General features: G+C 71.8%; 25 protein-coding genes and 1 riboswitch. Of the genes, 14 read left to right on the top strand and 11 right to left on the bottom strand.

Features of this window, described 5'->3' with window-relative positions; all coding sequences use genetic code 11:
- Window positions 1–15: 15 nt before the first annotated feature.
- Window positions 16–1,164 carry an acetoin utilization protein AcuC gene (locus tag DFP88_RS01565; protein WP_245904631.1) on the bottom strand — a complete coding sequence of 383 codons (1,149 nt, stop codon included), beginning with the start codon at window positions 1,162–1,164 and terminating at the stop codon, window positions 16–18.
- 103 nt (window positions 1,165–1,267) lie between these two features.
- Between DFP88_RS01565 and DFP88_RS01560 the strand changes: the two genes are divergently transcribed.
- Together DFP88_RS01560 and DFP88_RS01555 are read left to right on the top strand one after the other, a co-directional pair.
- Window positions 1,268–1,750, top strand: a complete 483-nt coding sequence (locus DFP88_RS01560) for an NUDIX hydrolase (protein WP_110812684.1) — start codon at window positions 1,268–1,270, stop codon at window positions 1,748–1,750.
- A gap of 80 nt (window positions 1,751–1,830) precedes the next feature.
- A complete protein-coding gene (locus tag DFP88_RS01555) occupies window positions 1,831–2,271 on the top strand; it encodes a DUF1178 family protein (protein ID WP_110812683.1) in 441 nt (146 codons plus the stop codon).
- A gap of 18 nt (window positions 2,272–2,289) precedes the next feature.
- On the opposite strand, the gene DFP88_RS01550 is transcribed toward DFP88_RS01555, so the two are convergent.
- Window positions 2,290–2,862, bottom strand: coding sequence for a hypothetical protein (locus DFP88_RS01550; RefSeq protein WP_110812682.1), 573 nt, complete (start codon window positions 2,860–2,862; stop codon window positions 2,290–2,292).
- Window positions 2,863–3,018: 156 nt separating this feature from the next.
- Window positions 3,019–3,645 (bottom strand): hypothetical protein, encoded by a 627-nt coding sequence (locus DFP88_RS01545; RefSeq protein ID WP_110812681.1) that lies wholly within the window; start codon window positions 3,643–3,645, stop codon window positions 3,019–3,021.
- Window positions 3,646–3,806: 161 nt separating this feature from the next.
- Here DFP88_RS01545 and eda point away from each other — a divergent pair, with 161 nt between their 5' ends.
- Window positions 3,807–4,448 carry a bifunctional 4-hydroxy-2-oxoglutarate aldolase/2-dehydro-3-deoxy-phosphogluconate aldolase gene (gene eda / locus DFP88_RS01540; RefSeq protein ID WP_110812680.1) on the top strand — a complete coding sequence of 214 codons (642 nt, stop codon included), beginning with the start codon at window positions 3,807–3,809 and terminating at the stop codon, window positions 4,446–4,448.
- Here eda and DFP88_RS01535 read toward each other — a convergent pair.
- Window positions 4,445–7,237 carry a bifunctional [glutamate--ammonia ligase]-adenylyl-L-tyrosine phosphorylase/[glutamate--ammonia-ligase] adenylyltransferase gene (locus tag DFP88_RS01535; RefSeq protein WP_110812679.1) on the bottom strand — a complete coding sequence of 931 codons (2,793 nt, stop codon included), beginning with the start codon at window positions 7,235–7,237 and terminating at the stop codon, window positions 4,445–4,447. The two genes, eda and DFP88_RS01535, sit on opposite strands and share 4 nt — an antisense overlap.
- Window positions 7,238–7,441: 204 nt before the next feature.
- Here DFP88_RS01535 and DFP88_RS01530 point away from each other — a divergent pair, with 204 nt between their 5' ends.
- From DFP88_RS01530 to DFP88_RS01520, 3 genes are all read left to right on the top strand, one after another.
- Window positions 7,442–8,008, top strand: a complete 567-nt coding sequence (locus DFP88_RS01530) for a DUF2852 domain-containing protein (RefSeq protein WP_110812678.1) — start codon at window positions 7,442–7,444, stop codon at window positions 8,006–8,008.
- Between the two features lie 72 nt (window positions 8,009–8,080).
- The gene (locus DFP88_RS01525; RefSeq protein ID WP_110812677.1) at window positions 8,081–8,557 is read left to right on the top strand and encodes an RDD family protein; all 477 of its coding nucleotides are present in this window, start codon (window positions 8,081–8,083) and stop codon (window positions 8,555–8,557) included.
- A gap of 89 nt (window positions 8,558–8,646) precedes the next feature.
- Window positions 8,647–9,507, top strand: coding sequence for an arginyltransferase (locus DFP88_RS01520; protein WP_110812676.1), 861 nt, complete (start codon window positions 8,647–8,649; stop codon window positions 9,505–9,507).
- Window positions 9,508–9,573: 66 nt separating this feature from the next.
- On the opposite strand, the gene folE2 is transcribed toward DFP88_RS01520, so the two are convergent.
- Window positions 9,574–10,665: a GTP cyclohydrolase FolE2 gene (folE2, locus tag DFP88_RS01515; protein WP_110812675.1), complete on the bottom strand. Its 1,092-nt coding sequence runs from the start codon at window positions 10,663–10,665 to the stop codon at window positions 9,574–9,576.
- A gap of 147 nt (window positions 10,666–10,812) precedes the next feature.
- On the bottom strand, window positions 10,813–11,997 hold the full coding sequence (metZ, locus tag DFP88_RS01510) for an O-succinylhomoserine sulfhydrylase (protein WP_110812674.1): 1,185 nt from the start codon (window positions 11,995–11,997) through the stop codon (window positions 10,813–10,815).
- A gap of 64 nt (window positions 11,998–12,061) precedes the next feature.
- A riboswitch (SAM riboswitch) is annotated at window positions 12,062–12,139 on the bottom strand.
- Between the two features lie 97 nt (window positions 12,140–12,236).
- Between metZ and DFP88_RS01505 the strand changes: the two genes are divergently transcribed.
- The gene (locus tag DFP88_RS01505; protein ID WP_110812673.1) at window positions 12,237–12,938 is read left to right on the top strand and encodes a glutathione S-transferase N-terminal domain-containing protein; all 702 of its coding nucleotides are present in this window, start codon (window positions 12,237–12,239) and stop codon (window positions 12,936–12,938) included.
- Between the two features lie 44 nt (window positions 12,939–12,982).
- Here the strand turns inward: DFP88_RS01505 and DFP88_RS01500 are convergent, their stop codons facing one another.
- Genes DFP88_RS01500 through DFP88_RS01490 form a run of 3 tightly spaced genes read right to left on the bottom strand, consistent with a single transcriptional unit; the run spans window position 12,983 to window position 16,511 of the window.
- The gene (locus DFP88_RS01500; RefSeq protein WP_110812672.1) at window positions 12,983–13,930 is read right to left on the bottom strand and encodes an ABC transporter substrate-binding protein; all 948 of its coding nucleotides are present in this window, start codon (window positions 13,928–13,930) and stop codon (window positions 12,983–12,985) included.
- Window positions 13,931–13,959: 29 nt separating this feature from the next.
- Window positions 13,960–14,961 (bottom strand): ABC transporter permease, encoded by a 1,002-nt coding sequence (locus DFP88_RS01495; protein WP_110812671.1) that lies wholly within the window; start codon window positions 14,959–14,961, stop codon window positions 13,960–13,962.
- A complete protein-coding gene (locus DFP88_RS01490; protein WP_110812670.1) occupies window positions 14,958–16,511 on the bottom strand; it encodes a sugar ABC transporter ATP-binding protein in 1,554 nt (517 codons plus the stop codon). Before DFP88_RS01490 ends, DFP88_RS01495 begins: the two co-directional genes overlap by 4 nt.
- Before the next feature lie 180 nt (window positions 16,512–16,691).
- On the opposite strand from DFP88_RS01490, the gene surE reads away from it, so the two are divergent.
- The 6 genes from surE to DFP88_RS01460 all read left to right on the top strand — a co-directional run bounded on the left by surE (window position 16,692) and on the right by DFP88_RS01460 (window position 22,855).
- Entirely contained in the window at window positions 16,692–17,486 is a 795-nt protein-coding gene (gene surE, locus DFP88_RS01485; protein WP_110812669.1) for a 5'/3'-nucleotidase SurE, read from the top strand.
- A 2-nt stretch (window positions 17,487–17,488) separates the two neighbouring features.
- Entirely contained in the window at window positions 17,489–18,130 is a 642-nt protein-coding gene (locus DFP88_RS01480; protein ID WP_110812668.1) for a protein-L-isoaspartate(D-aspartate) O-methyltransferase, read from the top strand.
- 64 nt (window positions 18,131–18,194) lie between these two features.
- The gene (locus DFP88_RS01475) at window positions 18,195–19,466 is read left to right on the top strand and encodes a M23 family metallopeptidase (protein WP_245904630.1); all 1,272 of its coding nucleotides are present in this window, start codon (window positions 18,195–18,197) and stop codon (window positions 19,464–19,466) included.
- An 897-nt stretch (window positions 19,467–20,363) separates the two neighbouring features.
- The gene (locus DFP88_RS01470) at window positions 20,364–20,870 is read left to right on the top strand and encodes a peptidoglycan-binding domain-containing protein (RefSeq protein WP_245904628.1); all 507 of its coding nucleotides are present in this window, start codon (window positions 20,364–20,366) and stop codon (window positions 20,868–20,870) included.
- 91 nt (window positions 20,871–20,961) lie between these two features.
- Window positions 20,962–21,597 (top strand): uracil phosphoribosyltransferase, encoded by a 636-nt coding sequence (gene upp, locus DFP88_RS01465; protein WP_110812667.1) that lies wholly within the window; start codon window positions 20,962–20,964, stop codon window positions 21,595–21,597.
- Between the two features lie 109 nt (window positions 21,598–21,706).
- Complete coding sequence (locus DFP88_RS01460) at window positions 21,707–22,855, top strand: SPOR domain-containing protein (RefSeq protein WP_181418534.1); 1,149 nt, start codon at window positions 21,707–21,709, stop codon at window positions 22,853–22,855.
- A gap of 418 nt (window positions 22,856–23,273) precedes the next feature.
- Here the strand turns inward: DFP88_RS01460 and DFP88_RS01455 are convergent, their stop codons facing one another.
- Complete coding sequence (locus DFP88_RS01455) at window positions 23,274–24,647, bottom strand: L-serine ammonia-lyase (protein WP_110812665.1); 1,374 nt, start codon at window positions 24,645–24,647, stop codon at window positions 23,274–23,276.
- A gap of 104 nt (window positions 24,648–24,751) precedes the next feature.
- A complete protein-coding gene (locus DFP88_RS01450; RefSeq protein ID WP_110812664.1) occupies window positions 24,752–25,105 on the bottom strand; it encodes a YbaN family protein in 354 nt (117 codons plus the stop codon).
- 161 nt (window positions 25,106–25,266) lie between these two features.
- Between DFP88_RS01450 and rpiA the strand changes: the two genes are divergently transcribed.
- The gene (rpiA, locus tag DFP88_RS01445) at window positions 25,267–26,055 is read left to right on the top strand and encodes a ribose-5-phosphate isomerase RpiA (protein ID WP_110812663.1); all 789 of its coding nucleotides are present in this window, start codon (window positions 25,267–25,269) and stop codon (window positions 26,053–26,055) included.
- Window positions 26,056–26,141 lie beyond the last annotated feature (86 nt).

The following is a 26,141-nucleotide window of genomic DNA, read 5'->3' as shown; positions in this document are numbered from 1 at the left end:
CTCTGCCCGGCGGGCCTAGACCTGCGCCCGCAGGCGGCCCGCCAGATGCTGCACCCCGGCCCGCAGATCGCCCTCGATCTGACCGGGCCGGGGCGCGTCCAGCAGTCTCGCGATCAGGCCGGGCGGCGGGATCACCGACGGCGCCCCGGCCTGAAAGCGCAGCGCGGTAAGCACCGCCTGCGCCTCGGGCGGCAGAAGGTCGGGGAGCTCCTGCCCCGAGAGCCGCCCCCAGATCGCGGTCCAGAGGCGTCCGACGCTCCAGGGATTGTAGCCGCCGCCGCCCTGCACCAGCAGGCGCGGGGCGAGCGGGCGCAGCCCCTCCAGCACGCCGAGATGCGCGTGCCCCGAGAAATCCAGCCGCGCCTGCGGATCCTCGCGCAGCCCGTCGGCCCCGCATTGCAGCACCACCGCATCGGGGGCGAAGCGCTGCACCGCCGGCAGGATCACGGCATCCCGCGCCAGCGCCATGGCATCGTCGCCGGAAAACTTCGGCAGCGGCAGGTTGAAGACCTGCCCCACCCCCTCGTCGTGCAAGGCGCCGGTGCGCGGCCAGCGCCCCGCCTCGTGGGTCGAGATCAGCAGCACCTCGGGGTCGCGGGCAAAGGCCGCCTCGACCCCGTCGCAAGGATGCGCGTCGATATCGACATAGGCGACGCGCCGCGCGCCATGCGCCTTGAGCGCGAGGATCGCGAAGACCGGATCGTTCAGGTAGCAAAAGCCGTTCGCCCGGTCCGGCATGCCGTGATGCGTGCCCCCGCCCGGCTGATGCACCACGCCGCCCTGCGCCAGAAGCGCCCCGGCCAGCATGGCGCCGCCCACCCCGGTGGCCGGGCGGCGAAACATCTCGGGAAAGACCGGGTTCGACACGGTGCCAAGGGCGTGGCGCTCCCGGTCCGCCTCGCTCGCCCAGCCCGCCGCCTCGACCCGCTCGAGCGCGGCGACGTAGTCGGGCGTATGGAAGGCCGTCAGCGCGGCGGGGCGGGCCCGCGGGCTGGTGCGATAATCCGCGCGCGGCAGCCAGCCCAGCGCCCGCGCAAGGTCGATCACCGTCGAGACGCGCGGCACCCTGAGCGGATGCCAATCCCCGTAGCTGCTGCCGCGATAGACCTCGGAGCCGATGAAGAGCGGCGCCGGGGCTGGGCCTCGCGGCAGTGGGATCGGCATCGGCGTCATCGAGCGTCCTGTCTTTTCGGTGCATCAGCTTGCCAGACCCCGGCCGGGCATGAAACTGTCGGAACACCTCCTGCGATCACGGGTCCGAGTGTCGATGTTGCTGAACAAATCGCTGCAGCTGCCGCTTCGCATCGCGCGCCGCAAGAAGGGCAAGGCGCGGACGCAGTTCGCCGCCCTGCCCTGGCGGCTGCAGGGTGGCACGGTGCAGATCTGCCTGATCACCAGCCGCGGCTCGGGCCGCTGGATCCTGCCCAAGGGCTGGCCGATCAATCGCCAGACCCCGGCCGAGGCCGCCGCCACCGAGGCGCGCGAGGAGGCGGGGCTGATCGGCACGCCCGACGACCGCTGCCTTGGGGTCTATTCCTACGTCAAACGCGGCGACCGCAGCCGCACACCGCATCTCGCCATGGTCTACGGCATCGAGGTGACACAGGTGCTGCAGGACTGGGACGAGCGGCGCCAGCGCCGGCGCAAGTGGTTCTCGCTGGCCGAGGCCGCCGCCCGCGTCGATGAGCCCGAGCTGCGGCACATCATCACCGGCTTCGACCCGCTGGCCGAGACCCGGCGGCTGGGCTGAGGCGCCCCGGCGCCGCTTGGCAAGCGCGGCGCGGGGTCTTATCTGCGAATGGCCCCTTCAGCCTCCGGACCCCACCGCCCATGATCCGCTACGACCTGCGCTGCGCCGATGGCCACGACTTCGACAGCTGGTTCGCCTCTGCCTCGGCCTTCGACGATCTCAGCGCGCGCGGGCTGCTGTCCTGCGCGATCTGCGGCTCCTCCCGCGTCGAGAAGCGGCTGATGGCGCCCGCCGTCCGGCCCGAGCCTGCCGCCAAGCCCGGCGCCGGCCCGCGGGTGCCGCCCCTCAGCGCGCCGCGCGACCAGCGCGAGGCGGCGCTGGCGGCGCTGCGCAAGCAGATCGAGGCCAAGTCGGACTATGTCGGCCTCTCCTTCGCCGCCGAGGCGCGCCGGATGCACGAGGGCGAGGTCCCCAGCCGCCCGATCCACGGCGAGGCGAAGATCGAGGACGCGAAGAAGCTGCTGGAAGACGGCGTGCCCGTCGCGCCCCTGCCCTTCCTGCCCAAGCGCAAGACGAACTGACGGCACGCGGGACAGGCGTCAGTCCGGGACCGGCTCTCGGGCCGGGGGCAGCAGGTCGCCGGCCAAGCTTTCATTGGTGTCCCACCAGTCCAACCGGCAATGACGCTCGATGTAGCGGGCGATGGACTGCGCCAGCTCCGGATCGGGACCGACCGGAAGGTAGACGCCGAAGATGCTGAAGGGCGACGGCTCTCTGGTGGTGCCGTCGCAATATTTGCCGCTAGAAATGACATGCTCGCGGTAGCTGCGCTCGGCAGGCTGCCAGGCGGATCCGAAGGCGATGTAGGGGCCGTACCGGCTGACACGGTGATCGACCTCGGAGACTGCGCGCAAATCGACGACCCGATAGGTCCAGTGCCAGGCCCCGGCCCAGTGGCAAGAGCCGGGCGCCGTCGTTCTTTGCGAGCGCAGGGTGCAGCCCTCGATCTGCGTGTCCCGGCGGTATTTCGGCATGACGAAGGTCAGGGCGCGGGAAAGCTCTGCCGCTTCGGCCGCAGCCTTGGGGATTTCGTCCGGGTCCGCGCGGGCCTCGCCGCCGGGGGCGCCGCATAAGCCGCTGGCGAGCACTGCGCAGGCGACAGCGCGGAGCATGGGGATACAGGGCATCGAGCCATCCACAGATACATCCGGCAGAGGGCACGGCCCCGCTGGGCCATTGGCCCGGCTCCACTGCCCCTGCTGCTCTACAGCCTCCGCGGCCCCCGTGATCGCAGGAAGGCGACAAACGCCTGTCGCAGTTGCACCCTCTCACCGCTCTACCGCGAAGCGACCCGTCGCGACATGCGGCTCCGCCGCCAGCCCGGGCGTGAAGGGCGGCGTCAGAACGGTGCCCGTGACCTCGCCCGCCACCGCCGCGCCCCCCGGCCCGCGGAAGTCCCCCCGAAGCTGAAGGTCCAGCCGCCGTGTCTGCCCGCCCATCTGCGCCTCGGGGTTGCTGAAGCTGGTGATCAGCCGCCCGCCGCGCCTCCCGCCCAGAGGCGCCTCGTCCACCGCGACGTAGCTGAAGCGGCTTTCGGCCTGCATGTCGGGCAGGTCCAGCGGCTGGCCCTCGAAGCTGCCGCCGATCCGCGAAAGCCGCGCCTCGACCGGCAGCTCCTCGGCGGGCGAGAACTGAACCTCGATGTCCAGATCGGCGGTCATCCGGCCCGCGGGCGCCGCGCCGCCTTGCGCGAAATCGGTCACGATGCCGCCGCTGTAGCCCGCCGATCCGCTGATCGGCAGATCGGTGGTGATCGGGCGCGAGAGGATGTCGGAGTAGTCCTCAAGCACGGAGCGGCCGGTGTCGGGCGGGCCCTCGGGGCTGCCCCCGCCCCCTCCGCCGCCGCAGGCCGAGAGCAGCAGCGCCGCGCCGACGGCGCAAAGCGATCGGATCATCTGTCCTCCCGCGGGAAACGCCCCCCGGCGCGCCGCTGGGCCGATCCTGCACCGCCCGGCCACACACGTCAAAGGCGAATCGCGCTGCGGAATCGCGCTGCGATGGACAGGGCCGCGCCGGGGCGCTACCCCTGCGGCACAGGATAGCGAAAGGACCCGCCATGACCCCCGAACACGCCTCCGAGCTGACCGCGCGGGTCTGCGCGCTGGCCCCCGTCGTCCCCGTGCTGGTGATCGAGGATGCGGCAAGCGCCGCCGACCTCGCGCGGGCTCTGGTCCGCGGCGGTCTGCCCGCGCTGGAGGTGACGCTGCGCACCCCCGCCGCGCTGGAGGCGATCCGCGAGATGGCAGGCGTCGAGGGCGGCGTCGTCGGCGCCGGGACCCTGCTGACAGAGCGCGACGTCGAGGCCGCGAAGGAGGCCGGCGCCAGCTTCGGCGTCTCGCCCGGCGCGACGGACCGCCTGCTCGACGCCGCCGAGGCGAATGACCTGCCGCTGCTCGCCGGCACCGCGACCGCCTCGGACGTGATGCGCCTGCTGGAGCGGGGCTATACCACGGCGAAGTTCTTCCCGGCCGAGGCCAATGGCGGCGCCCCCGCGCTCAAGGCGCTGGCCGCGCCGCTGCCGCAGATGCGGTTCTGCCCCACGGGCGGCATCGGGCTGGGCAATGCGCGCGACTACCTGTCACTGCCGAACACGCTTTGCGTCGGCGGCAGCTGGGTCGCGCCGAAAGACCTGGTCGCGGCGGGCGACTGGGACGGCATCGCCGCCCTCGCCGCCGAGGCGGCGGCCCTGCCCCGCTAGGCCCCGGCGCCCTCCTCCTCCAGCGCCGCCTCGATCGCGGCGCCGGCCGCTGCCGCGGCCTCGGCGATCGCTGCCTCGAGCGCGGCGAGATCCGCCATGCCGGCCTGCTGCAGAAGGACGCAGCGCGCGCCCTCGCCCAGATCCTCGGGGGCGGCCTCGGGCCCGCCGGTCAGCCGCAGCGCCATCTGCGCCGGGCGCATCAGCCGCACGGCGCGGTCCAGCGCCTCGGCCTGCGCAGGCTCCAAGAGGCCCGCCGCCGCCCCTGCGGCGATCTGCGCGCGGGTCCCGCGGGAGGGGTCGCCGGCCCGCAGCGCGAGGCTCTGGCCAAACAGCTCGATGTCCTGAAGGCGGCCCGGTCCTGCGCGCAGGTCCCATGGCCCCTGCGTGGGACGTGCCTCCGACAGGCGCCGGCGCATCGAGGACAGCTCTGCCAGCACCTCGCGCGCGGCGCCATTGGCCAGCACCTCGCGCCGCACATGCTCCACCGCGGCGCGCAGGGCGCGCGGGCCGGCGACGGGGCGAGCGCGGGTCAGGGCCAGATGCTCCCAGACCCAGGCCTCCTGCTGCTGGTAGGCGCGGAAGGCGCCGAGGGAGGTCGCGACCGGCCCCTGCTTGCCCGAGGGGCGCAGCCGCATGTCGACCTCGTAAAGCCGCCCCTCGGCGGTCAGTGCCGTCAGCGCGGTGATCAGGCCCTGCGTCAGCCGCGCGTACCAGCGCGCCGCCGGCAGCGGGCGCGGCCCGTCCGAGGTTTCGACCCCGGCGGCGTCGTAGATCACGATCAGGTCGAGGTCCGAGGTCGGGGTCAGCCGCCCCGCCCCGAGAGAGCCCATGGCCAGCACCATGGCCCCGCGCCCCGGCGCCGGGCCATGGCGGCGGGCGACGTCCTGCGCCACGGCGGGCAGCAGCGCGGCGACGACCGTCTCGGCGATATCGGCATACTGCCGCCCGGCGGCATCGTCGTCGATCAGCCCCTGCAGCAGGTGCACCCCGACGCGGAAGTGCAGCTCCTTCATCCAGATGCGGGCAACGTCCAGCCGGGCCTCGTGATCGCCCGCGCGGTCCAGACGGTCCTTCAGATCGGCCTTCAGGGCCCCGGCCTCGGGCCAGGGCGCGAAGAAACTGCCGCCGATCACCGCGTCCAGAACCCGCGGGTTCTGCGACAGGTAGACCGCCAGCGCCGGGGCCGAGGCGCAGATATCCACGAGCAGCCGGGTCAGCTGCGGGTTCGCCTCGAACAGCGAGAACAGCTGCACCCCGGCGGGCAGCCCCGAGAGGAAGGCGTCGAACTGCGCCAGCGCCTCTTCCGGGCGGGCGGCAGAGCCGAGGCGCGAGAGGATCTCGGGGCGCAGGCGGTGGAAGATCTCGGTCGCGCGGGCCGAGCGCAGCGCCGGGTAGGACGGCCAGCGGGCCGTGATCTCGCGGCCGAAATCGCCCGCCGGATCGGGCGCTTCCGCGGGCGCGGCGCGATCGGGCGCGAAGAAGGATTCCGTCAGCCCGTGCACCGCCTCGAGCCGCGCGGTCAGAGCCTCGCGCAGAGCCGGCAGGGGCTGGTCCACCATCGCGGCCAGCCGCTCCCACCCCTCGGGGGTGGCGGGCAGGTCGTGGGTCTGCGCATCGGCGGCCATCTGCAGCCGGTGCTCGATCTCGCGCAGGGCGCGGTAATGCCCGCCCAGCGCCTGCGCCGTCTCGGGCGGGGCCCAGCCGGCATGAGCCAGCCGGTCGAGCGCCGGGACCGTGGCGCGCACCCGCAGCGAGGCATCGCGCCCGCCCGAGATCAGCTGCCGTGTCTGGGCGTAGAACTCGATCTCGCGGATGCCGCCGCGCCCCAGCTTGACGTTGTGCCCCTCGAGCGTCAGCGGCCCGCCGAAGCCCTTGTGATCGCGGATCTTCAGCCGCATGTCATGCGTCTCGCGGATCGCCGCGAAGTCGAGGTGGCGGCGCCAGACGAAGGGCCGCAGCGCCTCGACGAAGCGCGCCCCAGCCGCCAGATCGCCCGCCACGGGGCGCGCCTTGATCCAGGCCGCGCGTTCCCAGCTGCGGCCGACGCTTTCGTAATACTGCTCCGCCGCCGCCATCGAGAGGCACACAGGCGTGACAGAGGCATCGGGCCGCAGCCGCAGGTCGGTGCGGAAGACATAGCCCTCGGCGGTCATGTCGGACATCAGCCCGCAGAGCCGCCGGGTCACGCGCACCAGCACGCTGCGCGCCTCCTGCGCCTCGCGCGGGTCGTAGCGCGTCTCGTCGAAGAGGCAGATCAGGTCGATGTCGGAGGAATAGTTCAGCTCGCGCGCGCCATGCTTGCCCATGGCCATGACGACGAGGCCGGCGCCGGTCGCGGCATCCTCGGGGTCCATACCCGGCAGCTTGCCACGCGCGATCTCGGCCCCCACCAGCGCCGCGACCCCGGCCTGCAGCGCCGCATCGGCGAGATCCGACAGCGCGCCGGTCACCTGCTCAAGGCTCCAGGCGCCGCCGAGATCGGCCAGCGCGGCGATCAGCGCGACGCGCCGCTTGGCCTGCCGCAGGGCGCCCGGCAGCTCTGCCAGAGACGGCGCGGCAAGGCCGGACAGCTCCTGCGCGAGGGCGCCCTCCGGATCGTCGACCGCGGCGGCCAGCCACGCCCTCTCGCGGGCGATCAGACCAGCAAGGTAGGGGCTGCAACCCGCCGCCCCCTCCAGCAGGGCGCGCAGCTCGGGCGGCGCAGCGGGCAAGGCATCGGCGGCCTCGGCGCCGCGTTCTGGGGCGAAGGGGCGCGGGCATCGGGTCAGGCGGGAGGCGAGCGTGGACATGCGCGGCAAGCTGCGGCGCGGCGCCTGCGGGGTCAAGGCCGCGCGGGCACGGCCGCTGCCGACCCGGATCGGGGGCCGATGTAAAAAAGATTAACTTCACCCTTGAAGGGTGATCGGGAACCGCCAATATGCTGTCATGTGAAAGGTATTCACATCAGCCCCGCCCGGTGGACCCGGCGGTCCAACAGGGAAAGGATCCAGACGATGACGTCTTCCGACACCGATTTCTCCGCCGCCGACGGCCGGCGCGGCACCTGGACGCAGGCGCAGGAGCGCGTGCGCCATATCGCCGAAGGGTTCGACCGCCCCTCCGGCGGCCCGAGCTGGCTCGGCCGCGCCGAGGCCTGGCTCGATGCCCGCGGCAAGGGCGCCTGGATCGCCGCCATGGTGGTCGGCTTCGTGGCCTTCTGGCCCATCGGCCTCGCCCTTCTCGCCTACATGATCTGGAGCAAACGCATGTTCACATCCTCCTCCGGCCCCCGCGGCCGCTTCTGCGGCGGGGGCCGCCGCAGCGCCAGCTGGGAGCAGGCCCGCAGCTTCCGCGACGCCATGCGCCCCTCGGGCAACGGCGCCTTCGACAGCTACAAGGCCGACATGCTCAAGCGGCTGGAACAGGAACAGCGCGACTTCGAGGCCTTCCTCGAGCGGCTGCGCGAAGCCAAGGACAAGGCCGAGTTCGACCAGTTCATGGACGAGCGCGAGCGCCGGGCCCGCGAGGCCGAGACGCAGGGCGCCGAGGATGAGGCTGGCGCGCTGGCGCGCCGCGACTGATCCCAAGGCGGGCGGCCCCTTCCCCGAGGCCGCCCGTCCCCCAACCTTTCAGGCCACAACAGGTATTCGACGATGACCGACCAGACCGCCGCCCCTCTTCTCTCGGGCCTGCCCGACCCGGAGGCCCGGCCCGAGTTCTACGCCGGCGTGCCGGTCAAGCGCGGGCTGGCCTGGCTGGTCGACGTCACGCTGGTGGCGATCCTCTCGGCCCTCCTGCTGCCCTTCACGCTGTTTATCGCGCTGCTGTTCTTTCCGCTGCTGATGATGTGCGTCGGGTTTTTCTACCGCTGGGCGACCCTCTCCTGGTGGTCCGCAACGCCGGGCATGTGGCTGGCCGGGATCGAGCTGCGCGAGGGCGATGGCGCGCCGCTGCGCAGCGGCACGGCCATGGCCCATACGCTGGGCTACGAGGTCAGCGTCGCGATCTTTCCGCTGCAGCTCGCCTCCGCCGCGATGATGCTGCTTGGCCCGCGCGGCCAGGGGCTGAGCGATGCGCTGCTCGGGACGGCGGCGATCAACCGGCCGCTGCCCGGCACGCTCTCTGCCTGAGACGGCCTGCCGGACCTTGCGTCAAGAGGGGCTTGGCGGAGGCCGGCGGGGTTGCTAGGCTCTCTTGCGACACATCTTCCCGGATACGCATGCGTCACAGCCTCCCCCTCGCGCCGCAGTTCTACGTGACGGCCCCGCAGCCCTGCCCCTACCTCGAGGGGCGGATGGAGAGAAAGCTGTTCACCGCGCTCCAGGGGGAGCAGGCCGAACGCCTGAACGATTCGCTGTCGAAACAGGGATTCCGCCGGTCGCAGAACGTGCTCTACCGGCCCTCCTGCGCCGAATGTTCGGCCTGCCTCTCGGCGCGGATCGACGTCGAGGCCTTCACCGCGTCAAAGTCGCAGCGCCGGGCCCTCCGCCGTAGCGCCTACCTCGCGCGGCGCCCGACCTCGGCCTGGGCGACGGAGGCGCAATACGCCCTCTTCCGCCGCTACCTCGACAGCCGGCACGCCACCGGCGGCATGGCCGACATGGACATGTTCGAATTCGCCGCCATGGTCGAGGAGACGCCGGTCCGCTCGCGGCTGGTGGAATACAGCGATCCAGCCGCGGCCGATGGCGGGCTGAAGGCGGTCTGCCTGACCGATATCCTCGATGACGGGCTGTCGATGGTCTACTCCTTCTTCGACCCTGCGTTGCAGGGCGATTCGCTCGGCACCTACATCATCCTCGATCACATCCGCCTCGCGCAGGAGCAGGGACTGCCTTACGTCTACCTCGGCTACTGGGTGCCCGGCAGCCCGAAGATGGACTACAAGTCCAAGTTCTCGGGCCTGGAGATCTACCTGCGCGGCGAATGGCAGCCGATCGGCGATCCCCAGAGCCATACCACCGAGACCCATCCGCTCTGCGTCGATCCGATCGCCGAGCAGGTCGCGAAGATCACCCTGCCCGATACCAGCCATGTCAGCGGGCCGATGCGGCCCGGCTGGCACGGGCGCAAGGGCTAGCCGCCGCGCCCGCTCCTGGCCGGGGCCTCCGGCGGGGATATTTTCAAAGAGAAGAAGGGGGCGCGCCTAGCCCGGATGCCGCAGACCCGCGAAGAGCCGCGGATCGAGGCTTTCGGCATGAAACGTCGGCCCCTCGGTCAGCAGGCTGACGGCATCATGGCTGTGCAGGCTTTCCTGGTGGCTCGCGAGGACACGGAAATCGCCGATCCGCGGGTCCGCCAGCAGCCGCTCGGAAAACAGGCGCACGGCATCCTCTACGAAGACCGGGTTGGCGGCGTTCAGCTCGGCGAAGGCCTGTTCATCCTCGCGCTTGACCATGACCTGAGTCTCGGTGGGCACGGCACCGCGCGCGAGATCGATCAGATCCTCGAACCATAGCCGGGGCCCCGGCGCGCAGACCACGGAGAGCCGCGCGACAGAGCGCTGCGAATGCGGCGTTGCCAGCTGGCCGCGGCTCTGGCGCGCGTGTTCCGACAGCTCCAGCGAGCAGGGGCAGGTCGAGGAATAGACGTAGTCGAGATGGATGATCCGCTTGGCCGCGCCGCCCTGCTCCACCAGCTCCAGCGCGAGATCGTAGTACTGGAACCCCGCGAGGCCGGAGCGCAGCGAGGCCATCCGCAGCGGGAAAGAAAACCGCATCTGGATGCGCGCGTCGAAGCTGTCGAGATCGCTTTGATAGGCGGCCAGCGCCCGCTCGATCACCTCGAAACTGAAGCTCTCCTCCGCGTGGCGGTAGAAGCTGCGCATGATCCGCGACATGTTGATGCCCTTGCGCCCGGCATCGAGGCTGACCGTCCCGGTGACCGAGGTCTCGAGCGTCAGATCCGATCCGCCCTTGGTCTCGAAGCGGATCGGCAGGCGGAAGTTCGAGATGCCGACATGCTGGATCGGCCGCGGCGCGCCCCGGATCAGGCTGGCCGGGCCGTTCTGCAGGTCCGGCAGGGCCGCGCGATAGGCCTCGTCGGCGGTGAAATCCTCGGGGTAGGCCCGCGCCAGCGCCGGGTAGTTCGCCAGCGGCGCGCCCGGCAGCAGCCGCGCGATGCGCGGATCGAGCGCGGCGACCTCCTCGGGGCTCGCCCCCGCGGCCCAGTGCCGCAGCGTGGCCAGCGCGGCCTCGGCCTCGGCCCGCTCAGGCAGGGCGGTTGCGTGATCGGTCATCGCCCGGTCTCCCCTCGGCTTGCGCCGCCCGGTATGGCGCCTCCCGCGGCAAATGTGAACGCCGCGGGCCGCGCCCCTTCATGTTTCCGAAAATACTCTGCGGGGGGTCCGGGGGGCGCAAAGCCCCCCGGCCTGTCCGCCAGCGCCTCAGATCGCCGCGAGGCCGCGCTGCAGGTCGCCGAGCAGATCCTCGGGATCCTCCAGGCCGACCGACAGCCGGATCAGCCCCGGCGTGATCCCCAGCGTCGCCTTCTGCGCGTCGGGAAGGCGGCTATGGGTGGTCGAGGCGGGATGCGTGGCGATCGACTTCGCATCGCCGAGGTTGTTGGAGATCACGACGATCTCCAGCGCGTTCAGGAACCGGAAGGCCGCCTCGCGGCTGCCCGTGTCGAGCGCCAGAACGGTGCTGCCGCAGCCCATCTGCCGCATCGCCAGCGCGTGCTGCGGGTGATTCTCGAGGCCGGGGTAGATCACCCGCTCCAGCCCGCCGCCCTGCAGCGCCTCGGCCAGGTGCTGCGCCGTCGCGGTCTGCGCGCGCACCCGCAGGTCCAGCGTCTCAAGCCCCTTGAGCATCATCCAGGCGTTGAAGGGCGAGAGCGAGCCGCCCGTGTGCTTCATGTAGGTCTCGACCGGCCCGCGGATCACCTCCTCGCGCCCGAGGATCGCGCCGCCCAGGCCGCGGCCCTGCCCGTCGATATGCTTCGTCGCGGAATAGACCACCAGATCGGCGCCCTGCTCGATGGCGCGCGAGAAGACCGGCGTGGCGAAGACGTTGTCGACGATGACCATGGCGCCCGCCGCATGGGCCAAGGCCGAGACGGCCTCGATGTCCACCACCTCGAGCCCGGGGTTCGAGACGCTTTCGAAGAAGACCGCGCGGGTGTCGGGGCGGATCGCCTCCTCCCATTGCGCAAGGTCGGTGCCGTCAACGAAGGTCACCTCGACGCCGAAGCGGCCCAGCACCTCCTCGAGGACATAGAGGCACGACCCGAAGAGCGCGCGGGCCGAGACGACGTGATCGCCGGCCTTCAGCATCGCCGTCAGCGCGCCCGAGACAGCCGCCATGCCGGAGGCGGTGGCAAAGCCCGCCTCCGCCCCTTCCAGCGCGGCGAGGCGGTCCTCGAACATGCGCACGGTCGGGTTGCCGTAGCGGGCGTAGATGAACTCGTCCTCGCCGAGCGAGGTGAAGCGCGCCTCTGCGGCTTCGGCGCTGTCGTAGACGAAGCCCTGGGTGAGGAACATCGCCTCGCTGACTTCGCCCCACTGACTGCGCCGCGTGCCGGCATGAACCGCTTGGGTGCGGCGGCCGCGCCCGGCTGTATCCTTGGTCATTCTCGCCTCCCGGCCCCTCGCGGCCAATGAAAAAGCCCCGGACCTTTTAAGGGTGCGGGGCGCGGGAACTGCGTCGGGCACCTCTTTAGCGGTTTGTTTAACGTGGCCCGCAATCCGGCTACAAAGCACCACATCCGCCCGCTTAGAGGCAGCGGGGCGCCCGGTCAAGGCGCCCTTCCCCTTGCCCACGGCTGCGCGAGCCTCATTCTGGGGGCCAAGCGCCGCAACAGGAGAACCCCATGCCCGCCCCCATCGCCCTGCACTACTGGCCCACGCCGAACGGCTGGAAGATCACCATCGCGCTCGAGGAGATGGGCCTGCCCTACGAGGTCCACCTCGTCGACATCGGCGCCGGCCAGCAGTTCGAGCCGGAGTTCCTGAAGATCGCGCCGAACAACCGGATGCCCGCGATCACCGATCCCGAGGGGCCCGACGGCCAGCCCGTCAGCATCTTCGAGAGCGGCGCGATCCTGCAGTACCTCGCGCGCAAGACCGGGCAGTTCTGCGGCCCGACACAGGCGGACCGGATCGCGGTGGACCAATGGCTGATGTGGCAGATGGGCGGCCTCGGCCCCATGGCCGGGCAGGCGCATCACTTCCTGAAATACGCGCCGCAGATGGGGCAGGATCTGCCCTATGCGCAGGACCGCTATCGCAACGAGGTCGCGCGGCTTTACGGCGTTCTCGACCGGCAGCTGGCGAAGGGCGAATTCGTCGCGGGCGACTTCTACTCCATCGCCGACATGGCGATCTGGCCCTGGGCGCAGGGCTGGGAAGGCCAGCGGCAGACGCTGGACGACAAGCCGAACCTCGCGCGCTGGCTGAAGGCGGTCGGAGAGCGGCCCGCCGTGCAGAAGGGCCGCGCCGTGGCCGAGGACAAGCGCTCCACCCAGCCGCATACCAAAGAGCAGCAGCAGGCGCTCTTCGGCAAGCGCGACTGACGCTCGCGGCCCGGCCCCCGACAGGGCGCCGGGCCGCAGGGGCCCTAGAACGGGCTGTCGGGGTAGTAGTACTGGTCCGCGTTCTCCTGCGTGACCAGCACCGAGCCGATGGTGAACTCCCCCGAGACCGGCGCGCCGGAGACGAGGCCCACGGCCGTCAGCTCGATCGCGGTCGAGATCATCGCCGGCGGATAGGTCACGTCGGCCGGGATCATCTCGTCGCCCTGCCGGACGAGGTCGATCATCTCCTTCATGCCGGCGCCGCCGAGAACGAACTGCACGTCATCGCGCCCCGCCGCCTCGATGGCGGCCAGAACGCCCACCGCCATGTCGTCGTCCGAGGCCCAGACCGCGTCGATCTGCGGATGGCGCGACAGGAAGTCCTGCATCACGGTGAAGCTGTCGTCACGGTTCCAGTTGCCGTGCTCCATCCCAATGACGTTGATGCCCTTGCCCTCGATCGCGGTCTCGAAGCCCTCGACCCGCTCGTTGTCGATGGCGGTCGGGATGCCGCGCAGCACGACGATATCGCCGCCCTCGGGCAGCTGCTCGGCCACGAACTCGCCCGAGACGCGGCCGAAGCCGGGGTTGTCGCCCGCGACATAAAGATCCTCGATCCCCTCTTCCGAGAGGCCGCGGTCCACCACGGTGATCCAGATCCCCTGCTCGGCGATGGAGGCGACGGGGCCGGTCAAGGGCTCGCTCTCGAAGGGCAGCACCACCAGCGCGTCGATGCCGCGCGCGGCCACCATGTCCTCGATGTCCGAGACCTGCTTGGCCGGGTCCGAGGCGGTGGCGAGCACGAAGTCGAGCTGCGGGTAGGTCTCTTCCAGCCGGTCGATGGTTTCCTGTGCGTGAAAGTTCATGCCGCCGGCCCAGCCATGCGTCGCCGCCGGGATCGACACGCCGATCACCTGCGTCTCATCCTCCTGCGCCAGCGCGGGGCTGGCCAGCAGCGCCAGCGCGGCGGCGGTACTCATCAGTTTTGTCATCGAGGTCTCCTCCCTCATGCAGCCGGCGGTCAGGCGCCGGCCTTGCCTTCGCGCTGCAGGATCACAGCGAGAACGATGATGACGCCCTGGATCGCCCCGTTGAGGTAGGGGCTGACCCAGTCCGTCAGGTTCAGGATATTGCCGATCAGCCCGAGGATCAGCACGCCGACCACGCTGCCCCAGACCCGTCCGAAGCCGCCCTTGAGCGTGGTGCCCCCGATGATGACGGCGGCGATGGCCTCAAGCTCCCACAAGACGCCGGTGGCGGAAGAGGCGCTGCCGAGGCGGGGCACGTACATCACCGTCGCCACCCCCACGAGCAGCCCCAGCAGCACGTAGGTCAGCAGCCGCACCCGGTTCACGTCGACCGAGGAGTAGCGCGCCACTTGGTCGTTCGAGCCGATGGCGGCGCAGTAGCGGCCGAAACGGGTCATCCGCATCGCCCCCTCGCCCAGCAGCGCCACGACGGCAAAGACGATGATCGGCCAGGAGATCCCGAGGATCCCACCATAATAAAGCGGCTGCATCGCCGTGCGCAGCCCGAAATCGAGGCTGAGCGTGCCGCCATCGGCCAGCCATGTGACGAGGCTGCGGTAGATGCCCATGGTGCCCAGCGTGACGATGAAGGCCTCGATCCGCATGGTGGTGATCAGGACCCCGTTGATCCAGCCCGCCGCCAGCCCCGCGACGAGGGCCGCGCCGATGCCGAGGACGATCACCCCCAGCCCCGCGCCCATCCCCGCCAGCGCGCCGTTCATCACGAGGATCATCAGCCCCGCGATGAAGGCCGCCATCGACCCGACCGAAAGGTCCAGCTCGCCTGCAGTGATCACGAAGGTCATGCCGACCGCGATGATCCCGATGAAGGCCGAGCGGGCGAGGACATTGGTGATATTGGCATAGCTGAGGAAGTTGGAATTCATCGCAGCCCCGATCACGATCAGCGCCACCAGCGCCAGGATCGGCCCCAGCACGTGCAGGTCGGGCAGCCGGCGCTGCGGTTTCGGGGCGGTATCGCTGACGCTGCTCATGCTGCGGTCTCCTTGCCGTCCAGCCCCATGGCGAGGCGGACGATCGTGTCTTCTGTCTTGGCCTCGCCCGCGACCTCTCCGGCGATGCGGCCCTGCCGCATCACCAGCACCCGGTCGGCGAGGCCGATCACCTCGGGCAGCTCGGAGGAGATGACGATGACCGCCACGCCTTCGGCCGCGAGGTCGTGGATCAGCCGGTAGATCTGCTGCTTGGTGCCGATGTCGATGCCGCGCGTCGGCTCGTCGATGATGACGATGCGGGGCTTGGCCAGCAGCACCTTGGCCAGCAGCAGCTTCTGCTGGTTGCCGCCCGAAAGCGTGCCGGCCTTCGCGTCGCGAGAGGGCGCGCGGATGTCGAAGTCGCGGATCGCGCGGGTCAGCGCCTCTGCCTCGGCCCGGCGGTCGAGGAAGGGATGCGCGAAATCCTCGAGCGCCTGCAGCGTCAGGTTCTCGCGCAGGCCCATGTTCAGGACGAGGCCGCGGCCCTTGCGGTCCTCCGTCAGGTAGACAAGGCCATGGGCCTGCGCCGCGCGCGGCGAGGCGATGCGCACCGCGTGCCCGCCGATCTCGATCGTGCCTTCGTGGGGGCGCAGGCCCACCAGCCCCTCCATCGCCTCGGTCCGGCCCGATCCGATCAGCCCGGCAAGGCCCAGCACCTCGCCCTCGTGCAGATCGAAACTCAGCCCCCGCGCATGGCCCGGCACCGTCAGGTCGCGCAGGCGCAGGGCCACGCCCTCGCCCACCGGCGCGCTGCGGGCGGGGAAAAGGTCGGAGAGCGCCCGGCCCACCATGGCCTCGGCCATGGCATCCTCGCTCATCTCCTCCGTCGGGCGGCTGGCGACGACGCGGCCGTCGCGCATCACGGTCACACGGTCGCTGATGCGCTTCACCTCGTCCAGCTTGTGCGAGGTGAAGAGGATCGCGACCCCCTCGGCCCGCAGCCGATCCACCTGCGCAAACAGCACCTCGGCCTCGCGCCCGGTCAGCACGGCCGTCGGCTCGTCCATGATCAGCACCCGCGCCTCGCGGCCCAGCGCCTTGGCGATCTCGACCATCTGCTTGTCCGGCCCCGCCAGATCGCGCACCCGCGCGCCGGGATCGACCCGGCACTCCAGCCGCTCCAGCAGCGCCCGGGTGCGGGTGCGCATGGCGCGCTTGTCCAGCAGCGGCCCGCGCCGCAGCTCGCGCCCCAGAAAGACGTTCTCCTCGACCGTCAGATCCTCGGCGAGGTTGAATTCCTGGTGGATCAGCACGACGCCCTGCGCCTCGGCGGCATCGCTGCCCTCGAAGCGGGCCTCCTGCCCCTCCAGCAGCACGCGCCCGGACGAGGGGCGGAGGTAGCCCGAGAGGATCTTCATCGTCGTGGACTTGCCGGCGCCGTTCTCGCCGATCAGCGCATGCACCTCGCCCGCCTGAAGCACGAGCGAGACGTCATGCAGCACCTCGACCGGGCCGAAGCTGCGGTCCACGCCGCTCAGCGCGAGCCGCCCCGTCACGCCCTGCCCCCCGCCGCGCGGGGATGCCGCGCGCTGGCCAGAATCGTCATTCATCCTCCCTCGCGGCGCGCGCCCTCCCCGGCGCGCCCTGCCGCAGAGGTAGCCTAGCGAAATCACGCCACACCTCAAGGTGGTTCTGGCGGGGCGGGCGCGGGTCCGGCCCACAGCCCCCGCCTTGCTGCCCCGCCGCCCCTCGCATAAGCAGGCGGCACGGCAAAACAGGCGGAGGCCCTTGTGCGGGTACTGATCACGAACGACGACGGCATCAACGCGCCCGGCCTCGAGGTGCTCGAGGCGATCGCGACCGATATCGCGGGCCCCGGCGGCGAGGTCTGGTGCGTCGCCCCGGCCTTCGAACAGTCCGGCGTCGGCCATTGCATCAGCTACACCCGCCCGACGATGATCTCGCAGTTTGGCCCCCGCCGCTTCGCCGCCGAAGGCTCCCCCGCCGATTGCGTGATCGCCGCGATCCACGAGGTGATGGAGACGGCGCCCGACCTCGTCCTCTCGGGCGTGAACCGGGGCAACAACTCCGCCGAGAACGCGGTCTATTCGGGCACCATCGGCGGCGCGATGGAGGCGGCTCTGCACGGGCTGCCCGCGATCGCGCTGTCGCAGTACTACGGCCCCGGCAACCGCGAGTTGGAGGACCCCTTCGAGGCCGCGCGCGCCCATGGCACCGATGTCGTGCGGCGCCTTCTCGATCACGGCACCTGGGGCGGGGACGGCGATTACGTCCCCTTCTACAACGTGAACTTCCCCGCCTGCCCCGCCGACGAGGTGCAGGGCATGCGCGTCGGGCGTCAGGGCTTCCGCCGCAGCCGCGGCTTCGGGATCGAGCCGATGAACTCGCCCGGCGGGCGCCGCTTTTTCTGGATCAAGGGCGGGCGGCAGGATCTGCCCACCGGGCCCGGCACCGATGCGCAGGACAACATGGACGGCTACGTCTCGATCACGCCGATGCGCGCCGACCTGACCGCCCACGACCTTCTGGACGGGCTGACCGCCAGCCTCGGGCGCGCGGACTGACGATGACCTGGGGCGCCGAGGAGAAGATGCAGTTCCTCTTCGCGCTGCGCTCGCGCGGGGTGACGGATGGGCGCGTCCTCTCGGCGATGGAGCGGACGGATCGCGCCAGCTTCCTGCGCGGCCTCTTCGCCGAGCGCGCCTATCAGGACACGCCGCTGCCCATCGCCTGCGGCCAGACCATCAGCCAGCCTTCGGTCGTGGGGCTGATGACCCAGGCGCTCGAGGTCAATCCGCGCGACAAGGTGCTCGAGGTGGGGACAGGCTCGGGCTACCAGGCAGCGATCCTGTCGCAGCTGGCGCGGCGGGTCTATACCGTCGACCGCTACCGCCGGCTGGTGATCGAGGCGCGCGCCACCTTCGAGGCGCTCGGCATCGGCAACATCACCGCCGTCACCGGCGACGGCAGCCACGGCCTGCCCGAGCAGGCGCCCTTCGACCGCATCCTCGTGACCGCCGCAGCCGAGGATCCGCCCTCGCCCCTGCTGGCGCAGCTGCGCGTTGGCGGCGTCATGGTCCTGCCCGTGGGCCAGTCCGATACGGTGCAAAGCCTGATCCGCGTGACCCGCACGGAAGACGGCTTCGACTACAGCGAGTTGCGCAAGGTCCGCTTCGTGCCGCTGGTCGAAGGCATGGGCGAGGAATGATTGCCGCCGAGGCCGCGGCAGGGGGCTTGCCTGCGCCGCCCTGCCGGGCCAAACGAGGACCCGAATGACCACCAAGGACGAGCCGATGCCGCATCCCGCCCGCTCCCTGCTGATTTCAGCCGCCGCCTTCGCGCTTGTCGCGGGGTGCAGTCGGCCGATCGACGTCGACATGCGCGGCCTCGGCAACGGCTTCGACACCTCGGGCGCGGTGCAGGACCTGCCCTCCCGGCCGCAGCCGGATGCGCGCGGCGTGATGTCCTACCCCAATTACCAGGTCGTCGCGGCGCGCGAGGGCGATACCGCCCGCGCCGTGGCCCAGCGCCTCGGCCTCGATGCCGACGGCCTCGCCCGCTACAACGGGATTGAGCCCGACAGCCCGCTGCGCGAGGGCGAGATCCTCGCCCTGCCGACCCGCGTGACGGAGCCCGCAGCGCCGCAGGCCGCCGCCCCGACGCAGCCCCTGCCCTCGGCCGCCGGATCGCGGATCGACGTCACCAGCCTCGCCAGCGCCGCGATCGACCGCGCCGGGCCGACGCCGGTGCAGCCGCAGGCCGCCGCCCCGGCCCCCGCGCCCACGCCCGCGCCGGTCACCCCCGGCAGCACCAGCAGCGCCTCCTCCAGCGCCGCAAGCGCGCCGGGGCCGGAGCCGCTGCGCCACCAGGTGCAGCGCGGCGAGACGGTCTATGCGATCGCCCGCCAGTACGGCGTGCCGGTGCGCACCATCGCCGAATGGAACGGCCTCGGCCCCGATCTCGCGATCCGCGAGGGGCAGTACCTGCTTCTGCCGCAATCGGCCTCCCCCGCGCCGCAGCCCGTGCAGGAGATGCCGGTGACCGAGCCGGGCGAGGGCAGCCCGACGCCGACGCCGCCCAGCGCCTCGGCCCCCCTTCCCGAGGACGAGGCCCCGGCCGCCGCGCCCGCGGCGGAGCCCGCGCCCGCGACTCCGGCCCCCGACATCGGCGAAAGCACCGCCCCGGCCCGCGCCAGCACGCTGGCGATGCCCGCCTCGGGCAGCATCATCCGCGAGTACAGCCGCGGCCGGAACGACGGCATCGACATCGGCGCCGCCGCCGGCAGTGCGGTCAAGGCTGCCGATGCCGGCACCGTGGCGGCGATCACCACCGATACGGACGGGGTGCAGATCGTCGTGATCCGGCACGAGGGCGATCTGCTGACCGTCTACACCCATGTCGGCGATCTGACGGTGACCCGCGGCGCCAGCGTCAGCCGCGGCCAGACCATCGGCAAGGTCGCGCCCGGCGATCCCGCGCTGCTGCACTTCGAGGTGCGGCGCGGCATGGACAGCCAGGACCCGGCAGAGTTCCTGCCGATCTGAGGGGGGCGGGCCCGCCGATAGAGATCGACGCCGGCCCGCCTCATCAAGCCTCACGGCGCCAGGTCGGCCCGCGTGAAGAGCGGCTGGGCGGCTAGCGACGGCACGCCTTCGATCCGCCCCGCGCCCTCCGCGCGCCAGATCGCGCAGACCACCGCCAAGACCTGCCCCCTTCCGCCAGAGCCTTGCCCTGCGCGGAGGCCACCTCGCCGCCTCTGCTGATAATGTCCCAAGCGAAGACGACCAAATTGCCGGCGACGTCCTGCCCCTCGATGGCGCAACAGGTGCCCTAGGTCTTGGCCTCCTTGCGCAGGACAGCCGCCGGCAGGCCCGTCTCGAGGCTCACTGCCACGACGAGGGGGATCCCGCCCTTCCCGCGCCCGGCGATAATCTCGCCCCAGCCAGACGAATGGCGCTCATCTCCCCGGCAAGGATTCCCAGGAGGACCGGATCGCTCTGAAAGCAATACTTTTCGACCTAGCGGTGCGATCTCTGGCCGCAAAACTCCCCCTCATCGTCGCGCCCTCCGCAATGCGCAGAGCCAGCTCCCCGCGTGCCAGAACCGTCATGTCCATCACCGCCCTGCCTCTCGATGCCGCGGCGCCCCGGTAGCGGACCGGCAGCCGCCCGTCATGCCCCGCGCGCCCGCTGGCATCCTCGCGCCAGGCACCGGGGCCCGACCGCCCGCCCCCCCACCGCTCACTACCACCGGCCGCAACGGGCCCAACCTGCGCCGCCGGGGCCCGACGCCCCCCCTCTTTCTTCTCTTTCAAAATATCCCCGCCGGAGGCTCCGCCACTGCCGCCAGAACAACCGCTGGGCGATAAATAAACCCGCTCTGGATGTAGACCGCGCGAGGGCCTAGGCTCCCCCGCACCCGTCCCAGCCAAGGCCCCGCCCGTGCCAGCCTGCCGCGCCCTCCTCCTGCTCCTGCTCGCCGTGGCCCTCGGCGGCTGCGCGCGCCCCCCCGCCACGACCCTGCCCGCCTTCATGGTGGCCGCGGTCGAGGCTGGCGAGGGCGGGCGCTGCTTCGGGCGCGACACCACGCCCGCGGTGATCGAGACGGTCTCGCAGCAGGCGCCCGAGCGGGCCTCGGGCGGGCGGGCGGTCTGGCGCAACGACAGGCGCCAACGCATCCTGCGAGAGCGGCAGGCGGTGCGCTTCGAGGTGCTCTGCCCGCCGGCCTATACCCCCGCCCTGACGGAGGCGCTGCAGCGCGCGCTCGTCACCCGCGGGCATCATCCGGGGCCCGTCACCGGCGCGCTCGATCCGGCGACGCTGGCGGCGGTGCGCAGCTACCAGCGCCTCCGCGGCCTCGATTCGGCGCTCTTGTCGCTGGAGGCGGCGCGGGCGCTCGGCCTCGTCGCGGTCTCGCCCGAGGAGCTGGCGCGGATGAACGCCCGCTGAGGGCCCCGCCCGGCCCGGCCCGCTTGCGTCTGGCCTTGCCCCGCCGCTTCGTGGCACGAGGGGCCAGTCCATCATTCCCACCGGAGGCCGCATGAGCGATCCGCATCTCACCATCGTCGATCATCCCCTGGTGCAGCACAAGCTGACGCTGATGCGCCAGCAGGAGACATCGACCGCCAGTTTCCGCCAGCTCCTGCGCGAGATCAGCCATCTTCTGGCCTACGAGGTCACGCGCAGCCTGCCGATGGGCAGCCTCTCGATCCAGACGCCGCTCGACCCGATGGAGGCCCCGGTGATCGAGGGCAAGAAGCTGGCGCTGATCTCGATCCTGCGGGCCGGCAACGGCCTTCTCGACGGGATTCTCGAGCTGATCCCCGCCGCCCGCGTCGGCTTCGTCGGCCTCTACCGCGACCCCGAGACGCTGCAGCCGGTGCAATACTACTTCAAGGTCCCCAAGGCGCTGGAGAGCCGCACCACCATCGTCGTCGACCCAATGCTGGCCACCGGCAACTCCTCGGCCGCGGCGGTGCAGCTCCTGAAAGATGCCGGCGCGACCGACCTGCGCTTCATGTGCCTTCTCGCCGCGCCCGAGGGGGTCGAGCGGATGCGGCAGGCCCATCCCGACGTGCCGATCGTCACCGCCGCCTTGGACGAGCGGCTGGACGAGCATGGCTACATCCGGCCCGGCCTCGGCGATGCCGGCGACAGGATGTTCGGGACAAAGTAGAACTATCGCTTGCTTTACAGCCCCCGGCGGGCGCGGCATCCTGACCCTTCCAGCGGGGTCAGGCGCCGCGCCCGCCGGATGCCGCAGCACCGAGATCGGGAGGATCCCCTTGCATCGTGACCCCTCCGCCCCGACAGCCGGGCGCGTCCTGAGCGGCGCTTCGCTCTGCCTCCTGCTGTCCCTGGGCGCGGCACCCGTGGCCCGGGCACAGGCCTCCGGTCCGGCAGAAATACCGCCCGAAAGCTACAGCGGCACGCAGTTCATCGACAGCCGCGGCTGCGCCTATGTCCGCGCCGGGATCGACGGCGCCACCGACTGGGTCCCGCGCATGAGCCGCGATCGCGACCCGCTCTGTGGCTTCCAGCCCACCCCGATCGAGGCGCCGGTAGAGGCGGCGGAGCCCATGACCGCGCCTGACGCGCAGGGCGCCCCGCCCCCTGACAGACAGGCGGCCGCAGCTGATCCCGCAGAGGGAGGCCCCTCGGACCCCGTCCAGGAGGCCGCGCCCGCGCCGGCCCTCAACCCTTCGCCCGAGCCCCGCGTCACGGCCGAGGCCGGGCCAGCGGCGCCGCCCCCCGCTCGCGCCGCGGCGCCGCGCACCGCCAGCCCCGAGGCCGGGCGCACCGCGCGGGTCAGCCCGCCGCCGCAGCCCCGCGCCGCAGCCCCCGCGCCGGGCCCGCGCGCGCCCCTCACCCGCGAGGCCTTCTGCACCGGTCGCAGCGGGCCGCAGCCGGGCTATGTCGGCAGCCGCAGCGGCCAAGTCATCGACTGTGGCCCCGAGGCGTCCCAGAACCCAGAGGCGGCGCCTGCCCTGACGCTCGAGGCCTTCTGCACCGGCCGCAACGGGCCGCAGCCGGGCTATGTCGGCAGCCGCAGCGGCCGGGTCATCGATTGCGGCCCCTCGCCCGCCGGGCCAGCCCCGCAGGCGCCACCGCGGGGCTACCGCGCGGCCTGGGACGACGGGCGGGTGAACCCCGCGCGCGGCATCGAGGGCCCCGCCCGCGCCGCCGCCGCGGAGACGAGGCCGCAGGAGCCGCAGCAGGCAGGGCGCTACGTGCAGATCGGCACCTATGGCGTGCCTGCCAATGCCAGCCACGCCGCCGCCCGGCTGCGCGACATGGGGCTGCCGGTCACCATGGGACGGCTCGGGACGCGCTACGACGTCGTGCTGGCCGGCCCATTCACGCAGGCCGAGGCGCTGCACCGCGCGCTTTCCGCCGCCCGCGCCGCCGGCTACGGGGACGCCTTCATCCGCTAAGGCCGGGCTGGTCTTCGGTACGCAGACGCCGGGCGAAGCCCCGGATCGACGCCGCGGGTGGCGAGGCGCAGGTGTGGGCGAGCTTTCCGCCCTGCCCCCCTGTTCACCCGGCCGAGCGGGCAGCACCCGCCTCGTTGTCGGACAGAGCAGGCAGGTGGCGAGGACGCGCAATGCGAGGCAAGATCGGGGACGGCACCGGGCCCATCTCCGACGGGGCGCCCCCCGCTAGAACCTCATGCCTGCCCGCCCGCGCCTTGAGGCCAGCTACCCTGCGCAAGGCCCTCCCTCCGGTTGACCGGGCCGCGCCGACCCCGCGGCAGCCCCTCATCCCCCGGCCCGGCCCCGGGCGCAGCCGCGGCGCAAAGGCGCGGCTGGCCGGCCGAGGGGGCTCGATGCCCCCGAAGGACGGCTCCCCCCTTCAGCAGTTCGGCACGTTCACCGCGAGGCCGCCAAGCGCCGTTTCCTTGTACTTCTCGCTCATGTCGCGGCCGGTCTGGCGCATCGTCTCGATCGCCGCGTCCAGCGGCACCAGATGCGCCCCGTCGCCGCGCAGCGCGAGGCTCGCGGCGGCCACCGCCTTGACCGCGCCCATGCCGTTGCGCTCGATGCAGGGGACCTGCACGAGCCCCTTCACCGGATCGCAGGTCATCCCGAGGTGATGCTCCAGCGCGATCTCGGCGGCGTTCTCGACCTGGCGCGCATCGCCGCCCAGCACAGCGGCCAAGCCCGCCGCCGCCATCGCCGCGGCCGAGCCGACCTCGGCCTGGCAGCCGCATTCCGCGCCCGAGATCGAGGCATTGTGCTTGATGATCCCGCCCACCGCCGCCGCCGTCAGCAGGAACTCCGGCACGCGCGCGGTGCTTGCGCCCGGCACATGGTCCAGCCAGTAGCGGATCACCGCGGGCACAACGCCAGCCGCGCCGTTGGTGGGCGCGGTCACGACCTGACCGCCGGCGGCGTTCTCCTCGTTCACCGCCATGGCATAGGCGGTGATCCAGTCCGTCACGAGGTGCGGCGCCATCAGGTTGCGCCCGCGCTCTGCCTCCAGCGCGCGACGGATCCCGGCGGCGCGGCGGCGCACCCGCAGCCCGCCCGGAAGCTCGCCCTCGCTGGCAAGCCCGCGGTCGATGCAGGCGCCCATGACCTGCCAGATGCGACCAAGGCCCTCCTCCAGCGCAGCAGGCCCGCGCAGGCGCAGCTCGTTCTCGCGCTTCATCGCGGCGATGCTCAGACCAGACGCCTCGGCCATCTCCAGCATCTGCGCCGCGCTGGCGAAGGGATAGGGCACGGCGGGGCCGCCGGCCGTCGCATCGCCCTGCCCCAGCTCCTCCTCGGTCACGACGAAACCGCCGCCGACGGAGTAGTAGGTCACTTCGGTGATCACGTCGCCGTCGCGATCGAGCCCGCGGAAGATCAACCCGTTGGCATGCCCCGGCAGCGCTGGCCCGTAGTCGAAGACAAGGTCCCCCTCGGGATCGAAGCGCAGCGGCGCCAGCCCCTCGGGCTCGAGCCGGCGCGTCTCGCGCAGGCGCGCGAGCGCCGCCTCGGCGCGGTCGGGATCGTAGCTCTCGGCCTCGATCCCCGACAGGCCCAGCAGCACGGCGCGGTCGGTGGCATGGCCGACGCCGGTGAAGGCGAGCGAGCCATGCAGCGTCACCCGCACCTCGGAGACGGCGAAGGGCAGCCCGCGCAGATGCTCAAGGAAGCGGCCCGCCGCGACCATCGGACCGATGGTATGCGAAGAGGACGGGCCGATCCCGATCTTGAACATCTCGAAGACCGACAGGAACATGGGGCTCTCTTCTCCTCAAAAGGCGTCAGGTCCAGCCTCGCAGCCGTGGCGCCGCGCGGGCAGTCCTTTTGCGACGCATCGCGGCCCGCAAGCGCGCCGGCGGATCAGCTCGGGCGGCTGAGGATATAGGCGCCGACCAGCGCGAGACACAGCGCCTGTCCCAGCACCAGGGGCAGCGCGAGGCCCATCCAGAGCGCCAGCGCGATCGAGGCGCCCATCGCCAGGCAAGAGGCCCATTTGCCCGAGCGCGAGATCGCGCCCCGCTCTTCCCAGTCGCGGATCGGCGGGCCGAGATGGGCGTGGTTCAGCAGCCAGTGACGCGCGCGCGGGCTGCCGCGCGAAAAGCAGAAGGCCGCGGCGATCAGGAAGGGCGTGCCGGGGACCAGCGGCAGGATGATCCCGGCGATGGCGAAGGCCATCATCAGGCAACCCGCCGACAGAAAAAGCACTCTGGTCATCGCATCCCCTGCGCCGGCCCGCGCCGGCGGCCCTGCCGACCTGTCCTAGTTGGGCTTTCCTGCCGCAATGTCCAGTGGGCGCGGCGGCCCCGGCACGATTGCCTCTCGCCCCCGTGCGCGGGGGCCGCTAGAGTCGCGGCGCGCTGCCAAGGGGAGGCTCCATGCCCACTGATCTGCCGCCGGTCGACAAGGCCAAGTTCGTCGCCGCGAAGCGGGCCAGCGCCTATGTCGAGGACGGGATGACCGTCGGTCTCGGCACAGGCTCCACCGCCGCCTGGCTGGTGCGCTGCCTGGGCGAGCGGGCGCAGACCGAGGGGCTGCGCTTTCGCGGCGTGCCGACCTCGGAGCGGACCGCCGATCTGGCGCGGGAGCTCGGCCTCGAGATCACGACACTCGAGGAGGCGCGCTGGCTCGACCTGACGATCGACGGCGCCGACGAGCACGACGCCCGGCTCGACCTGATCAAGGGCGCCGGCGGCGCCCTGCTGCGCGAGAAGATCGTCGCCACCGCCTCCGAGCGGATGATCGTGATCGCCGATGCCTCCAAGAAGGTCGAGACGCTGGGTGCCTGCCCGCTCCCGGTCGAGGTGATCCCCTTCGGCTGGCAGACCACCTGCGCGCTGATCGAGGAGGCGCTGATCGGCCTCGACGTCATGGGCCGCGAGGTGACGCTGCGCATGGAGGGCGAGGCGCCCTTCGTCACCGACGAGGGGAACCACATCCTCGACCTGCACCTCAAGCGGATCGGCGATCCGCGCCGCCTTGGCCTGATGCTGAACCAGATCGCGGGCGTGGTCGAGAACGGGCTCTTCGTCGATATCTGCGACGTGGTCGTGACCGGCTATGCCGATGGCCGCGTCACCCTGCATGACGAGACGCGCGGCACCTTAGAGGAGACACGCTACGAGTTCGTCACCGAGGACAACATCTTCACCGACATCTCGGATTAGCGCGCGGGCCCCGCGCCCGATAACAAGACTGCGACAGGGCGTCTTCTGGCCAGCGGCGCCGTCATGTGGTCTATGCTGCGGCAGCA

The organism is Pseudoroseicyclus aestuarii (assembly GCF_003217255.1).
Taxonomy (GTDB): domain Bacteria; phylum Pseudomonadota; class Alphaproteobacteria; order Rhodobacterales; family Rhodobacteraceae; genus Pseudoroseicyclus; species Pseudoroseicyclus aestuarii.
The sequence above is the reverse complement of the archived record's forward strand: the minus strand, read 5'-3'. Positions and strand labels throughout refer to the sequence as shown.